The following is a 14,601-nucleotide window of genomic DNA, read 5'->3' as shown; positions in this document are numbered from 1 at the left end:
GCAGAGATGACCGCGCGGGTCGCCGGCGGGCCGATCGACCCGGAGCCGTACCTCCGCTACCTCGCGGACAAGAACGCCTCGCTCGCGGCGGCGTAGCTACGCGGCCGCGCCGAAGCGCTTCTCGGCGCGGGCGCGCGCCTTCGCCGCCTCGGCCTCGCGGTCGCGTGGCGGCGCGGCGGTCACGAGATCCTGGAGAAGGTGGGATGTGATGTGCGCGATCTCATCGACAGCGCGCATGAACACCTCCTCGTTCGCCTTCGACGGCTTGTTCGAGCCGCTCACCTTGCGGACGTACTGCAGCGCAGCGGCCTGGACCTCGTCCTCCCTCGCCGGTGGATCGAAGTTGTGAAGCGTCTTGATGTTGCGGCACATTGCGTCTCCTCTCTTGTCAGCGACATCCGGTCGCGACCGCCAGGGCGCGGCAGACGCTGTCCATGCGCTCCGGCCCGAGCGCGCAGATGCGGTCGACGAAGAATGACTTCGGCAGCACGCGCAGGTTGTCCAGCGAGAGAACGCAACGGTCGGGCATGCCGTCCTCGGGCCCGACCTCGACCTCCGAGGCAATGCCGCGGATCGTCCGTGTCGCCGGCACGCCCAGAACACGGGTCAAGGGAGCGATCGCCGCGTCCCGCGTGAGCACGAGATGGGGCCGTCTGCCCGTAGCGGGGGACTCGACCCACCACACCTCGCCGCGCCTCACCAGGGCTCCTCGCGGATGGACTCGCGCGCCGACCACTCGGCCCAGGCGTCTTCCTCGGGCGTCGACGGGATCCGCGTGTACCCCTCGACGATCTCCCGGTCGATCCGTTCGCGCTCCAGGTCCGCCACGAGCCTGTCGATCGCCTCGACGACCACGGCGGCCCGGCTCGCCCGACCGGAGGCGACGAGTGCGTCGATCGCAGCGACCCGGTCGTCCGACATACGAACCGTAATCATCTTCGACATACAAGAGAGTGTACGGCTAGGCGGGTGCGTCCACAAGCGCGTTGAGCTCGCGGCGGAGCTCCTTGACCTCGTCGCGGAGCTTGGCGGCGTACTCGAAGCGGAGCTCCTCGGCGGCGACGTACATCTCCTCCTCGAGCGTGACGACGAGCTTCTCGAGCTCCTCGCGGCTCATCCCCGAGACCTCCTGCTTGCCGCGCCGCCGCCGGCCGGGGACGGTGGGCGACTCGAGCGCCAGCAGCTCGGCGATGTCGGAGACGCCCTTCACGATCGACTCGGGCGTGATCCCCTGCTCCTCGTTGTACGCGAGCTGAGCGGCGCGGCGCCGGTTCGTCTCCTCGAGCGCTCCCTGGATCGCCTCGGTCAGCTTGTCGGCGTACATCAGCACGGTGCCGTTCACGTTCCGCGCCGCCCGCCCGATCGTCTGCAGGAGCGCCGTCTTCCCGCGCAGGAACCCCTCCTTGTCCGCGTCGAGGATCGCAACGAGGGACACCTCGGGCAGGTCGAGGCCCTCGCGGAGGAGGTTCACGCCGACGAGCACGTCGTACTCGCCCAGCCGTAGCTCGCGGATGATCTGGATCCGCTCGAGCGTGTCGATCTCGGAGTGCAGGTAGCGCGCCTTGACGCCCGACTCGAGCAGGTAGTCGGTCAGGTCCTCCGCCATCTTCTTCGTGAGCGTCGTGACCAGCACCCGCTCGTTCGCTGCCTCGCGCCGCCTGATCTCTCCCAGCAGGTCGTCGATCTGATTCTTCGTCGCGCGCAGCTCGACCTCGGGGTCGACGACCCCGGTCGGGCGGATCAGCTGCTCCGCGACGACCTGGGAGTGCCGCAGCTCGTACGACCCCGGCGTGGCCGAGACGAACACCATCTGCCCCACCTTCGAGAGGAACTCGTCGAAGCGCAGCGGCCGGTTGTCGAGCGCCGACGGAAGCCGGAAGCCGTAGTCGACGAGCGTCTGCTTGCGCGAGCGGTCGCCCTCGTACATCCCGCCGATCTGCGGCACGGTCTGGTGCGACTCGTCGATGAAGACGACGAAGTCGTCCGGGAAGTAGTCGATGAGCGTGAACGGGTGCGAGCCGGGCGGGCGCCCCTCGAGCACGCGCGAGTAGTTCTCGATCCCGTTGCAGAACCCGAGCTCCTTCAGCATCTCGAGGTCGTACTCGGTGCGCTGGCGGATGCGGTGCGCCTCGAGCATGCGCCCCTCCGCCTCGAACGCCGATACCTGTGCCTCGAGCTCGTGCCGAATCTCGTCGACTGCGCGGTCGATCGTCGGCTTCGAGGTGATGTACTCCGTCGCCGGCCAGATCGCGAGGTTGTCGAGCTTCGAGAGCACCTCGCCCGTGAGCGGGTCGAAGTGCGAGATCTGCTCGACCTCGTCGCCGAACATCGAGATGCGATAGGCCGTCTCGACGTTCGCGGGCTGCACCTCGACGACGTCGCCGCGCACCCGGAAGCGGCCGCGGGCGAGCACCGTGTCGTTACGCACGTACTGCGAGTCGATCAGAGTGCGGAGCATCTCGTCGCGGTCGTGCTCCGAGCCGACCTCGAGCACGAGCACCTTCTCGCGCCACTCCTCGGGGGAGCCGAGCCCGTAGATGCAGCTCACGGACGCGACCACCACGACGTCGCGGCGCGTGAGGAGCGAGCTGGTCGCCCCGAGCCGCAGCCGCGCGATGTCGTCGTTCTGCGAGGAGTCCTTCTCGATGTAGAGGTCCGCCTGCGGGACGTACGCCTCGGGCTGGTAGTAGTCGTAGTAGGAGACGAAGTACTCGACGGCGTTCTCCGGGAAGAACTCCCGGAACTCGTTGCAGAGCTGCGCGGCGAGCGTCTTGTTGTGCGCGATCACCAGCGCCGGGCGCTGGAGCTGCTCCATCACCCACGCCATCGTCGCCGTCTTGCCCGTCCCGGTCGCGCCGAGAAGTGTCTGCCAGCGGTTGCCCGCGTGGAGTGAGGTGGCGAGCTCCCCGATCGCGCGGGGCTGGTCGCCGGTGGGGCGGTAGGCGGAGGTGACACGGAGATCGGGCATCCCGCCGAGCGTAGCAACGGGCAGAACGCGTGTTCCGCTGCGTGCTGGCTCGGCAGCTCGCCGCGCGGCTCCCCCTCAGCCGAGGTAGCGTGCGCGCTCCTCGTCGGTGAGCGTCCGATCCGTGGCCCGCAGCCTCGACTCGGCGAGGGCAGTCAGCTCGTCGATCCCGCCGCAGAGCTCGCAGGCGTAACGACGCACGACGCCGCCCTTCTCACGCGTCGTGACGGTGCGCGAGTCGCGCCCGAACGCTGCCGCCGTCACATGCGACGTCGGACCGTACAGGTACATGAGTGGCCGGCCATCGGCGACGTTCCAGATGCGCGCGGAGATCGGACCGGCGGTCACGATCCAGCGCCCGTCGGGGCTGAACCGCGCATCTTCGACCGACGCCGACTGGGCCTCGTCGAACCGATGTACCTGCCTTCCGCTTGCGACGTCCCAGACGATGACGTCGTGATCGCGCCCCGCCGTGACGAGGAGCTTGCCATCGGGGCTGAACTCGACTGCATTCACGAGATCCTTGTGGCCGCGGAGGACGCTCTCCATTCCGCCGACTCGGAGTCGCACGACGCTGCCTTCGGCCACGGCGACGCTTCCCCCCGCCTGCGTGGTGGCGCGCTTCCTCGGCGGTGTTGGGCCCGCGCCGGAATCCGGTACGAGTTCGATCCGCGTTCCCGGGTCCCAGAGCCGCACCGTGCCGTCCGCGCCCGCGGTCACGACGAGGGCGCGCGACAGGAACGCCGCCCGTGTGACGGCCCCGCTGTGGCCGAGGAGCACATGTGCGGGTCTACCGTTCCTTCGCCACGTCCTCGCGGTTGCGTCCGCACTCGCCGTGACGAGAGCCCCCGCGGGACCGAACGAGACGTCGCCGACGCTGCCCGTATGCCCGATCAGTGGGGCGACGACTGCCTCCGTGGACGTCCACCACACACGCGCTGTCTGGTCGGTGCTCGACGTCGCCATCCTGGAGCTTGCCCGGTCGAACTCGACCGACTGGACATGCCCGACGTGACCGCGAAGCACACCGATCTGCTCCCAGGTGCGGGTATCCCAGAGCCGGGCGGTGCGATCGACGCCTGCGCTCGCGACCAGGCGTGGGGAGGGCGCAAAGGCGGCCCCTGTCACCTGCCGGACGTGCTTGAGACGGCCGATGCGCGCCCCGGACGGCAGAGAGAAGACACGTGCCCGCGGCTTGCCGGAGAGGACGATGATCGTCTCACCCTCCGGGCTTGCTGCTAGCCCTATCGGCGTTCCCACAACGGCGAGCTTGACCGGCTTCCGTACCGGCGTTCCGGTCCTGGCATCGAGGGTGCGCAGCAACCTTCTCGAGATCACGAGGACAGTCCGCTCCTCGGCGCCGAACGCTGCTGCGGCGCCGTCCACACGCGCAGACCAGAGCTGGTCACCCGTCCTGAGGTCGAGGACGCGCGCGATGTCGTCATCGCCGACGACGACAGCGCGAGAGGTTCTCGGGCTCACATCGAGCTCGACGACGGGGTGGCCAACGTCGTAGACGGCCCGCTGTCGCGAGGCGTCGAGCGACAGCCGCAGCGCCTCCTCGGCCCGAGGCGTGGGGTCGAGCGCGGCGCCCTCGCGCGCCAGCTCGAGAGCGAGCTCGGGGTCGCTGCCGAGCATCGACAGCGAGCTTGCGACGAGCTGCCCCGCTTTCGCGTCGCGGGCCTGCTCGCGGGCCTCGCTGCGCTGCGAGAACGCGAACACCGCGAGCGCCGACGCCAGCGCGAGACCGATCGATGCGCCGAAGGCGAGGAACGCGAGCCGACGATGCCGCCGACGCGCTTCGTCCCGGGCCCGTTCGACGGCCCGCGCCGCCTCGTGGCGCGTCTTCCAGCCCAGCACGGCTCCGGCGAGCACGTCGTGGAAGATCTCCCAGCGCCCGGCATCGTCCGTCCGGATGATCCGATGCTCGGCGAGGACGCCGAGCACGTCCTTGACCGCGCCCTCGGAGGCGCCGGCGAATTGCGCCAGATCGGAGGTCTCGTGAGCGATCTTCGTGCCCGACGGCGTCACGAGATGGTCGAAGAGCCGAGCCGCGATGTCCCGCTGCTCGGGCGTCAACGCCTCGATCGCCCGCTCGAGGTGGTCGGCGACGACCTGCCCCGCACCACCGAGCCCTGCGAGCGTCGCGGCGCGGAGGGTCGCGGAGCCGTTAGAGCGTTCGACGTCCCACAGTCGCTGCATGACGAGCTGCAGGTACGGCGCCTCGATTCCCGGCGAGCGGCCGTTCCCACCCGACGCCCCGGGTCCACCCGGTCCCATCTCGATGACACCGGTGCCGACGCCGTCGAGGACGTCGCCGACGAGTTCGTCCTCGATCGCGACGGCATCGCCTTCGAGCTCTGACCAGCGCTCGAGCGGCTTCACGATCGCCGCGCGGCCCGCTGCCCGGTCGAGATGGTCGAGCCGCAACACGTTCCCGAACAGGTTGGGGATCGCGGCCTTGAGCCGATCGAGGGAGGCAAGCGTGTCCTCTCGCAGCGAGAGCAGCACGTTGACGCGGAGCGATCCGTCCACCAGGGTCGCCAACGCAACGTCGAAGCCGTCACCGTCGCCGTGGTACGTGAAGTACTCCTCGGCCTGGTCGAGCACCAGGTAGACGTCGCGATGGGCCTGAGCGAGCGTCGCGACGTGGACGAGCGGGCCGAGCTCGACGCCCGCCGCGTCCGCGATCGCCCGCGCGAGCGACTGCTCGGGCGCATCGGTCCAGTTCGAGAAGACGACGACGAGCGGCTTCTCCGGAAGCGCACGGAGCGCCCGTGCGACGCTTGCGAGCAGGAGCGACGACTTCCCGACCCCGCTCGGGCCGTAGAGCACGGTGAGACGCGACGCGATCAGGTTCGCGACGACGATCTCCGAGTCCCGCTCCCGCCCGAAGAAGTAGAGCGCGTCGAGCTCGGAGTCCTCGAACGCGGCCAGTCCCCGATAGGGCGACTTCAGGTTCATGCCACGGTCTCCAGGCGACGACCGAGGAGACCGACGTACGCGTCGGGTTCGACGTCGAGCACGTCGACGTCGAACCTCCGCCAGAACGCCTGCTCGAGCGCGGTCGGCTCCGGGTCGAGCGCCCACGAGCGGTAGGCGAGCGGCCGGTCGCCCCAGACGCGGTGCATCACGAGCCGCAGGTTCCAGTCGACCATCTCGTAGCCGATGAACAGGAAGTGGCTGCGGCGCAGATGAGCCGCGAGCGCGACCGGCACGGACGAGACCAGATCGGAACGGCCGAGGTAGTCGATGTAGTCGTCCTCCGTGATCACGAAGCTTTCCCACTCCCGATCGGGGAAGGGATCGACGGCACCGTGGAGCTTGAGCAGCACCGTTCGGCGTTCGAGCGAGAGCTCCGTGGCATATGTGTTGGGGACGTCGATCGGCCGCGGCTCCTCGCCCGGCGGCCGGTGCCAGAACTTGCCACGGTACGGCCCGGTCGCGACGTACGTGACGACGTCGATCTCCTCCCCTGCCATCTCGAACGCCCGCTCGAGCGCGAGGTCGTACCTCGTCGAGATCACGAGCTGGTGCGGCGCGCCCCGATCGCGGAGCAGCGGCGGCAGAGTCGCCAGGAACCGATGCACGGGCTGCGGGTCCGCGGCCGCCTCGAACTGCCGATGGAGCTCGTCGTAGAGCGGGCCCGAGCCGTTCATCGTCGCGACGTACTGGGACACGCGAGCGAGATCCGGCGGTCGGTCTGCCGGGTAGCCGAAGGCGAGCGCGAGCTGCTGGGCGAGGTCCTGACCGCCGTCGAGACCGAGCACGGGGACGACGCGGCCGGCGACGATCGCCTTGACGATCTCGGCGTCGGAGTCGTGGTCGCCGTTGCCCTTCCTCGAAAGGCCGGCCTCGTGACGGAGGATCGCGGCCTGCAGCCGTTGGAGCCCCTCGCCCGGCTCGATGCCGAGCTCGTCGAGAGCGGCTCTCGCGGCGGCATAGGCGTCCAGCGCCTCGGCCTGTCGTCCGGCTCGGTAGAGGGCGAGCATGAGGAGCTCGCGCAGTCGCTCTCGAAGCGGATGCTCGTCGACGAGCGACTGCAGCTCTGGCACGACCTCCGCTGCCCGGCTGAGCTCGACGTCCGTCGCAATCCGTTCCTCCGTGCCGACGAGACGCAACTCTTCGAGACGACGGGCCTCGGTCTGCGCCCACTCCTCGTAGGCGAACTCGGCGAGCGGGGGGCCCCGCCACAGCCCGAGCGCCCGAACGAGCAGGTCGCGGCGTTCGGTGACAGAAGCGCGACGCGCGTCGGTGAGCACCTGCTCGAAGCGCCGTGCGTCGATCTGGTCGGGTGCGATAGCGAGGAGGTACCCGGGCGGACGCGTGACGAGCACGTCGGGCCCGAGAGCCTTCCGCAGCGCGACTACGGCGTTCTGCAACGACGCCGTCGCCGTGGGAGGAGGCTCCGCCCCGTAGAGCTCGTCGACGAGCTGCTCCGTCGGCACGACGCGACCGGCGCGCAGAAGCAGCGCTGCGAGCAACGCGCGCTGACGCGGCCCTCCGAGTGTGATCGGGCCGTGGTCGCCCCGCACCTCGAGCGGGCCGAGGATCCGGAACTCTTGCACCGATCGCGGTTGTAGCACCGTCGCCCAACCAGTTCCTAATCGCGTGGCACCGGCGCCGTTTGCGGGCCGTTGGACCCCGGTCGCCGAGCGGTTTCCGCCCCTTCCGACCGTGGCGGCATGTCCACGGTCACGCAACACCCAACGGCGGTACTCGTCGCCGCGCTCGCCCTGGTCGCATCCGGCTCACACCCCGTTGCGCCAGCCGCGATCGAAGAGGACGAGGAGCTCGAGGGCCGGGTCCCGACGGCGATCGAGCTCGTTCCGAGCGTCGAGGCTGCCTTTCGGCGGGAGAGCTACAGCCCCGGCGAGACGGCGACGCTCGTCGTGCGGCACGAGACGACCCGGATCCGCCTGCAGGTCTTCCGTGTTGGACCTGAGCGGATCACGACCCGAGGCAACAACGAGCTGCAGGGCATCCCGGTGACGCATGAGCGACAGATCGATGACGGTCTCGTTCCGATCGGTGTCGGCGACTGGGCCTCGGGGCTCTACTTCGCGCGACTCGCAGCCGCTGACGGACGCGTCGGCTTCGCGCCGTTCGTCGTCCGTCCGCGCGAGCTCGGCGCGAGTCGTGTGGCGATCGTCCTCCCCACGCTCACCTGGCAGGCCTACAACCTCCGCGACGACGACGGTGACGGCAAGCCGGACTCCTGGTACGGCGACTGGAAGCGGCGCACCGTGCGCCTCGGTCGGCCGCTACTGAACCGCGGCGTCCCCTACCACTTCCGCCGCTACGACCTGCCGTTCCTGCACTGGTTGTCGCGGAGTGGAAGAGACGTCGAGGTGCTGACCGACGAGGACCTCGACGAGATCCGAAACGGCGATGCACTTGCCGTCGCCTACGACCTGATCGTCTTCCCGGGGCATCACGAGTACGTGACGACGCACGAATTCGACGTCGTCGAGCGGTACCGCGACCTGGGCGGGAACCTTGCGTTCCTTTCGGCCAACAACTTCTTCTGGCAGGTCGTGAAACGCGGCCCCGTGATGACGAAGACGAAGCAGTGGCGTGACCTCGGCCGGCCGGAGGCAGCGATGCTCGGCGTCCAGTACCGCGGCAACGACAGCGGCGAGGCCCGCGGCTCGTGGATCGTGCGCGACGTCCCGGCCGCCGACTGGCTGTTCGCCGGCACCGGCCTCGTGCCCGGCTCGCGGTTCGGCCAGGACTGGGGCATCGAGATCGACCGCACGTCGGGTGACTCCCCGGAGGGCATCGAGGTGATCGCGGAGATCCCCGACCTCTTCGGCCCCGGGTTCACCGCACAGATGACGTACTACGAGACCAAGCACGGCGCAAAGGTCTTCGCCGCAGGCGCGTTCACGCTCGCCGGGCAGGCACTCGAGCCCGGCGTGCCACGAGTGCTCGCAAACCTCTGGGCGAGGCTCGCTCGGCCCTGAGCGTCGGAGCCGAGCAACTGCCGGATCCCACTGGGCGATTAGGCAGCTGTTAGCGCCCTGGGCAATCGTTACCGCATCGGGGGGAGAGAGGGGCGCGAGGCCGCGGAGGCCGCCTCGCGCCCCTCTCGAGGGCCGATCACGGCAAGGCCTACTGGGATGCGGATCGCTGGAGCGGCTCGACGTGTGAGGATCCCGACCTCGCAGTCGTGTCGCAGGCGTTCCCGGGACGCGAGGAGATCGGGCTCAAGGCGGTGGACGCCGGCATTACGGGACCGTTCGATTTCATCGTCGTGTCGGTGAAGATGGTCGCCGACGCCCTCGAAGGGCACCCGACAGCATCGTCCCGTGGACCTACGAGCTCGCCGCGCAGCCGACGAAGCCCGTCACACCGATGCTCGGACAGCCGCGCTTCACACCTTCGCGCGCGCTAGCGGGCAAGCCGCTGACCGTGCGGGTGCCCGCCCGGCGCAGCGACACGAATGCCGGGCTGGCCGGCGGCACGACGACATGCACCGTTCGGGCCGGGGGCGCGATCCGCGACGGGACGCGGCGCCGCGGCGACCGGCTGGGCGACCTGCCGACTCGTCGTCCCGAGGGCCATGTCACACACGACCGTGCGCGGCTCGATCGTCGTGACCTACGAGGGGAAGAGCGCGACGAAGTCGTTCTCCCTCCGCGTGGCCTGATCCGAGCGGTTGAGGTGGCCGTCACGGCCATCCGAACCATCTGAGGCCGAACCTCTCGCGGCTCGAACGACTCTCGTCTGCCCGCAGCTCCGAGCGCGCGAGGTGTGGCCCGCCCCCTTGCCGAGGGACGTTAGCGAGCCGTTTGGAAGCCGTGATGGGCCCGTTGAGGCCCGATCGGACGCTCGCCTCCGACTACGCGAGGAGGTGAGACAGAGATGGAGGCAGCGTCCACGAGGTTCCGCACCGTCATCGCCATCGTCGCGACGATCGTCGTCGGCGCGGCGACGTTCCAGACGCTCGCGCCGGCGGCGGGAGAGCCGGAGCGGATGCCGGCCGGCATGTGCCCACCGGCCTGCTAGGACACGCGTTCTGGGGGTGCGGCGCTCGCCGCGCCCCCACCGCCCGCTTCGGCCAGAAGGTCGCCAAAGCGCACACGGCCGTTCGCCGCCAGGAGCACAGCGCCTTTTCGCTCGAGCGCCTCGATCCCTTCACGTGCCAGCGCGAAAGCCTGTGCGCGGCTTCCCGTTCGGCGCAGCACCTCCGCGATGTCCAGTCGAGCCTCACCGCGCAGGACCAGGTCATCGATCTCGTCGGAGAGCGCCACGGTCTCACGACCGAGGCGCACCGCCTTGCGCGGATGACCTGTGACGGAGAGCGCCCGGGCCGCAACGCGTCGCCACCAAATCTCCGTCTCCACATCACCTTCGACGGAGGCCCCCCGGGCTTGCTCGGCAAGGCTCAGTGCAGCATCGAGATCGTCTCGTCCGAGGGCAGCCTCGCCGAGGCGCGCGAGAAAGTACGCATGCCACGACCGATGGGGCGGCCGGTCGCGTGCGTACGCGACGCCAAGCGTGAAGATCTCCGTCGCCCGCAGCCCGTCGCCCGAAAACCGAGCGATCGACCCGACGTACATCGCCCACACCGTGTGAAGGCCGACCTCTTCGCCGAGCTCTTCGAGGTCCGCACGTGCGAGGTCGCCGGCGCTCCACGCTCCCTCGAGATCCGCATTCAGCGCGCGAAGGAACGCGAGATAGAGGCGCAGGTACGCCGTACCGCGGATCTGATCGGGATGTTGCGCCATGCGTTCCTCACACAGCCGGATCCCGTCCACGACGTTCGTGGAGCCCCGCAGCGCGTTGAAGGCGGCGAGGCTGCTGGTCGTCGCTGGTGTCCCGAGGCGTCGGTGCGCGTCTTCCGCACGCCGGATGTGCGGCGTAGCCAGGTCCACCTGCTTCGACCAGTCGAGAACTTGTGCAGACATGAGCTCGGCGCGGGCGAGCCCGAGCGTGTCGCCTCCTGCTTCGAACACACGGATGGCCTGGTCGAGCTGCGCCAGCGCGTCCCCCGTCGTGAGCGATCCGCTCGTGAGCAGCGGAAGGATCAGCTCGACCCGTGCCCGAAGCTCCAACCGACGATCGCCGGCCGAGACGGCGCGCTCGGCCGCGCTCTTCAGCAGGTCGATTGCCGTCTCGTACTCCCCCAGGCCCTTGAGCGCACGCCCGCGATCCAATTCCAACTCGAGACGATCCGGATCGTCCGGATCGAGGACCGTCGCAGCCCGCTCGAGGAGGTTCGCCGCGGCGGCGTGATCGAACATCACGAGGGCCCGCTGCCCTGCCCTGCCGAGCCGCTCGGCCGCAGCGCGCGCCCGGGCCTCGCGCTCGGGGCCGGCCGCCGTGTCCCGCGCCGCCCGCTGGAGATGGGCGCCGACGAGCTCGTCGGCCTCGCCCCGGCTCTCCAGCCACCGACCGACCCGGTCGTGCATGTCGGCGCGCCCCGACCGCGCGATCGACCCGTACGCCGCCCGGCGGACGAGCGGGTGGACGAACTCGTGGCCCTCGGTGCGTGGCCGTACGAGACGACGCCTGGCGAGCGAGGCAAGGCGCCCGTCCAGTTCGCGCGCCTCCGTCTCCGGCGTCAGCGCGACGATCGCGTCGCGTGCGAAGACACGCCCGACCACCGCCGCCCGCGAGAGGAGTGCGCGCTCGCCAGGCTCGAGCGCGTCGATGCGGCTCGCGAGGAGTGCGTCCACGGTGGGCGGGATCTGGTCATCCGTGAGGTCGGACTCCGCGGCATGCGCCGCGAGCTGCTCGAGGAAGAGCGGCACGCCCTCCGCCGCCTCGAGGATCGCCGTCGCGATCTTCTCGTCGAGCATGTCTCGCTCGGGGAGCGCGTCGACGAGCGAGCGGGCGTCGTCCCCGCCCAGGGGCTCGAGCACGATCGCCCCATCCGCCCATGCCGGCCGCCGCTCGAGGAGCTCGGGTCGCGTCGCGGAGATCACGAGCAGCGGGCCGCTCACGGCGCGCACGACGTACTCGACGAGGTCGAGGAACGTCGGAACGGCCCAGTGCACGTCGTCGAGGACGATCACTACCGGGCAGTCGGCGGTGAAGTGCTCCACGAGCCCGCGTGCTGCCGCAAGCGCGGCGTCCGCGCTCGCCAGCTCGCCGAGCTCGGGTGCGCCGTCGTCGAGCGCCGCCGCCCGCTCGGCGAGCTCCCGGAGCGGGAGGAACGAGACTCCCTCGCCGTACGGGATGCACGCTGCCTGGAGCAGGACGGCCGGCACCTCCTCCGTGAACGCCGCGACGAGGCGGCTCTTGCCGATCCCGGCCTCACCGACGACGACCGCGTGCTGTGGCCGATCCGCCTCGACCGCCCGGTCGAACGCCGCCTGGAGGTGGGCAAGCTCGGCCGAGCGACCGACCAAAGGAGGAGGATCCGCGGCCGATCGAGGGCGGCCCGGACGCACGCCGAGCAGCCGACCGTCGGCGTCGAGCTCGAACGCGTCGCCGCCGAGCCGGGCGGCGACGGCGGTGAGCTGGATCTCGTTCGCCTCGGCGTCGTGGAGCGCGCGTCGCGTCCGCCCGACGACGGCTCCCACCAGGACCGGGCGACCGTCGTCGACGAGCAGCCTCCCCGTCCCCACCGCGAGCCGCGCGTCGACATCTCGGTCGCGGAGCATCTCCCGCAGCTCGATCGCCGCTCGGGCCGCGCGGACCACGTCGTCCTCGTGCGCACCGTCGGCCCCGAACGCCGCAACCAGCTCGACGCCGGACTCCGCCGAGAGCGCACCTCCGTGCCGGACGACGACGTCCGCGAGCGTCCGGCGCACGGCGTCCAGCGCGGCCCCGGCCGCCTCGAGCTCGAGCTCGTCGTCGAAGAGCGGCTCGACGAGCAGCAGGGATACGGGGCGGCGCACGGCGCCCACTGCTCGGGCGGGCGGTTTCCCGATGGCGATCGCCGGGTCCTGCGTGAGGATCATCTGCTGCAGCGCGCGTGTCTCCGGAGCGGGCTCGAGCCCCCACTGCTCGTCGAGAGCCCGACGAGTGGCCTCGTAGGCATCGAGCGCCTCCTGCTGGCGCCCCCCGCGCTGGAGAGCGAGCATCAGCTGACGGCAGAGCCGCTCGCGGTCCGGGTGCCTCGAGACGAGGGCGGCTGCGTCGGCGATCACGTCGTCGTGCCGGCCCAGCTCGATCTCCGCCTCGACCCGGTCTTCGAGGGCGGTCAGGCGCAGCTCGTCGAGCCGTGCGATCTCGCCCTGGAGGAAGTTCTCGAACGCCAGGTCGGCGAAGACCGGCCCACGCCACAGGGCGAGGGCGTCACGCAGGGCATCGGACCTCTCGGCCGGCGGCAACGGGCGCGCGTCGTGGACGAGGCGCTCGAAGCGCCGCGCGTCGATGGCGCCCGGTTCTGCGTGCAGCACGTACCCGGGCACGCGGGTCTCGATCCGGTCCCGGCCCAGCGCCTTCCGCAGGCGAGAGACGGCGTTCTGCACGACCGCCTCCGCCGTCGCGGGCGGCCCGGAGCCCCAGAGGTCGTCGATCAGCGTGTCCATCGAGACGACGGAGCCGGCGTGGAGCAGGAGGTCCGCGAGTACGGCGCGCTGCCTCGGGCCACCGAGGGGGAGCCTCTCCCGGGCTGCTCGAACCTCGAGCGGGCCGAGCAGGAGGTACTCCATCCATCGCCTCCGTTCGTCGGGTGCGGCGACGGTACTCCTCGTGCTCGCGTAAGGGAAGAGCGCGCAGTTAGCGGATCGTTGGCGTGACACGACACCGTCTGGGCAAGCGACCACGGAGGACGGCGATGACGCACCTCGAAGCCACCCAGAGCGGCAGGCTGGACGACCCGGTGCCGAGAACGAGCTTCCCGTTCGCCGACACGATCGACGTGTCGGGTATGAGCGTCAGGCCCGACGAGCCCTCCCCGTGTCTCCCCACCGCGACGTCGGTCTGGTACGAGCTGCACCCTGCCCGCTCGGGAAGGCTCGTCCTCGACCTCGCCGGCAGCACGCCGCTCGACCCCGTCGTCCGCCTGTATCGACGAACCGGGCACAGCTCGTCGTTGACCTTCATCGGCTGCGCGAGCCCGGTCTGGAATGCGCAGCTCTCGCTCGAGGTTCCGGTGAGCGAGGGCGAGACGGTCCTCGCGCAGGTAGGCACGTCCGAGTCGCTCGATGGCCGCCTCGTCGTCCGCGCAGGGCTTCGCGACTGAACCTCAGCGCGGTGATTAGCGCGTCGTTAGCGAGGGCGCGCACGCTCCTATCACGGCGCGGGGCGCGGTGCTCCGCCGAAGAAGGGGGTTTCGCCATGAGAAGCAGGTACGCGTGTCGGGCGCTGCTCATCGCCTCGCTGGTGGCGGTCGCGGCGCTGCTCCCCGGGGCCGCCCAGTCGCGGCCGCCGGAGAGCGACGGCTCGACCTATACGTGGACGGGCGCCGCCACGCTCACCGTCGACGTCAAGCCATGGGGCGGCGGGTACGTGAGAAGCGACCCGTACCTGATCGACTGCCCGCTGGCCTGTACCCGGGCGTTCGAGCCCAACCGCGAGGTGAAGCTCACCGCCACGATGACCCCGGGCCATACGTTCAAGGCCTGGGAGGGCGCATGCGCCGGGCAGGGTAACCCGTGCACCATCAAGGTGTCCGGATCGATGGACGTCGTCGCGGTGCTCGAGGGCCGCTTCGTGCCTCCGGCTCCGCCGACGCC

At 70.4% G+C, this 14,601-nt stretch carries 10 protein-coding genes and 1 pseudogene; 4 read left to right on the top strand and 7 right to left on the bottom strand.

Annotation, left to right across the window (positions count from 1 at the left end; all coding sequences use genetic code 11):
• Positions 1 to 96: 96 nt before the first annotated feature.
• The 6 genes from VFO26_RS05955 to VFO26_RS05930 form a co-directional block, all read right to left on the bottom strand.
• Positions 97 to 372 carry a DUF2277 domain-containing protein gene (locus VFO26_RS05955; protein WP_325113993.1) on the bottom strand — a complete coding sequence of 92 codons (276 nt, stop codon included), beginning with the start codon at positions 370 to 372 and terminating at the stop codon, positions 97 to 99.
• 16 nt (positions 373 to 388) lie between these two features.
• Positions 389 to 700, bottom strand: coding sequence for a type II toxin-antitoxin system PemK/MazF family toxin (locus tag VFO26_RS05950; protein WP_325113992.1), 312 nt, complete (start codon positions 698 to 700; stop codon positions 389 to 391).
• Positions 697 to 945 carry a hypothetical protein gene (locus VFO26_RS05945; RefSeq protein ID WP_325113991.1) on the bottom strand — a complete coding sequence of 83 codons (249 nt, stop codon included), beginning with the start codon at positions 943 to 945 and terminating at the stop codon, positions 697 to 699. The genes VFO26_RS05950 and VFO26_RS05945 overlap by 4 nt, the downstream gene beginning before the upstream one ends.
• A 16-nt stretch (positions 946 to 961) precedes the next feature.
• The gene (uvrB, locus tag VFO26_RS05940; protein ID WP_325113990.1) at positions 962 to 2,968 is read right to left on the bottom strand and encodes an excinuclease ABC subunit UvrB; all 2,007 of its coding nucleotides are present in this window, start codon (positions 2,966 to 2,968) and stop codon (positions 962 to 964) included.
• Between the two features lie 75 nt (positions 2,969 to 3,043).
• The gene (locus VFO26_RS05935; protein ID WP_325113989.1) at positions 3,044 to 5,929 is read right to left on the bottom strand and encodes an eIF2A-related protein; all 2,886 of its coding nucleotides are present in this window, start codon (positions 5,927 to 5,929) and stop codon (positions 3,044 to 3,046) included.
• Complete coding sequence (locus VFO26_RS05930; protein WP_325113988.1) at positions 5,926 to 7,533, bottom strand: BTAD domain-containing putative transcriptional regulator; 1,608 nt, start codon at positions 7,531 to 7,533, stop codon at positions 5,926 to 5,928. Before VFO26_RS05930 ends, VFO26_RS05935 begins: the two co-directional genes overlap by 4 nt.
• 117 nt (positions 7,534 to 7,650) lie before the next feature.
• On the opposite strand from VFO26_RS05930, the gene VFO26_RS05925 reads away from it, so the two are divergent.
• Both VFO26_RS05925 and VFO26_RS05920 read left to right on the top strand, forming a co-directional pair.
• The gene (locus tag VFO26_RS05925) at positions 7,651 to 8,931 is read left to right on the top strand and encodes a N,N-dimethylformamidase beta subunit family domain-containing protein (RefSeq protein ID WP_325113987.1); all 1,281 of its coding nucleotides are present in this window, start codon (positions 7,651 to 7,653) and stop codon (positions 8,929 to 8,931) included.
• A 901-nt stretch (positions 8,932 to 9,832) separates the two neighbouring features.
• A complete protein-coding gene (locus VFO26_RS05920; protein WP_325113986.1) occupies positions 9,833 to 9,976 on the top strand; it encodes a hypothetical protein in 144 nt (47 codons plus the stop codon).
• On the opposite strand, the gene VFO26_RS05915 is transcribed toward VFO26_RS05920, so the two are convergent.
• The gene (locus VFO26_RS05915) at positions 9,973 to 13,575 is read right to left on the bottom strand and encodes a BTAD domain-containing putative transcriptional regulator (RefSeq protein WP_325113985.1); all 3,603 of its coding nucleotides are present in this window, start codon (positions 13,573 to 13,575) and stop codon (positions 9,973 to 9,975) included. The two genes, VFO26_RS05920 and VFO26_RS05915, sit on opposite strands and share 4 nt — an antisense overlap.
• 125 nt (positions 13,576 to 13,700) lie before the next feature.
• Here VFO26_RS05915 and VFO26_RS05910 point away from each other — a divergent pair, with 125 nt between their 5' ends.
• Positions 13,701 to 14,108, top strand: coding sequence for a hypothetical protein (locus VFO26_RS05910; RefSeq protein WP_325113984.1), 408 nt, complete (start codon positions 13,701 to 13,703; stop codon positions 14,106 to 14,108).
• Positions 14,109 to 14,203: 95 nt separating this feature from the next.
• Positions 14,204 to 14,601, top strand: a pseudogene (locus VFO26_RS05905) (hypothetical protein); the annotation flags it as partial.

The organism is Gaiella sp. (genome assembly GCF_035710885.1).
Taxonomy (GTDB): domain Bacteria; phylum Actinomycetota; class Thermoleophilia; order Gaiellales; family Gaiellaceae; genus Gaiella.
The sequence above is the reverse complement of the archived record's forward strand: the minus strand, read 5'-3'. Positions and strand labels throughout refer to the sequence as shown.

Coding starts and splice junctions, on each gene's coding strand:
- VFO26_RS05955 (WP_325113993.1), bottom strand. CDS start 372: ATGTGCCGCAACATCAAGACGCTTCACAACTTCGATCCACCGGCGAGG.
- VFO26_RS05945 (WP_325113991.1), bottom strand. CDS start 945: ATGTCGAAGATGATTACGGTTCGTATGTCGGACGACCGGGTCGCTGCG.
- uvrB (WP_325113990.1), bottom strand. CDS start 2,968: ATGCCCGATCTCCGTGTCACCTCCGCCTACCGCCCCACCGGCGACCAG.
- VFO26_RS05935 (WP_325113989.1), bottom strand. CDS start 5,929: ATGAACCTGAAGTCGCCCTATCGGGGACTGGCCGCGTTCGAGGACTCC.
- VFO26_RS05925 (WP_325113987.1), top strand. CDS start 7,651: ATGTCCACGGTCACGCAACACCCAACGGCGGTACTCGTCGCCGCGCTC.
- VFO26_RS05920 (WP_325113986.1), top strand. CDS start 9,833: ATGGAGGCAGCGTCCACGAGGTTCCGCACCGTCATCGCCATCGTCGCG.
- VFO26_RS05915 (WP_325113985.1), bottom strand. CDS start 13,575: ATGGAGTACCTCCTGCTCGGCCCGCTCGAGGTTCGAGCAGCCCGGGAG.
- VFO26_RS05910 (WP_325113984.1), top strand. CDS start 13,701: ATGACGCACCTCGAAGCCACCCAGAGCGGCAGGCTGGACGACCCGGTG.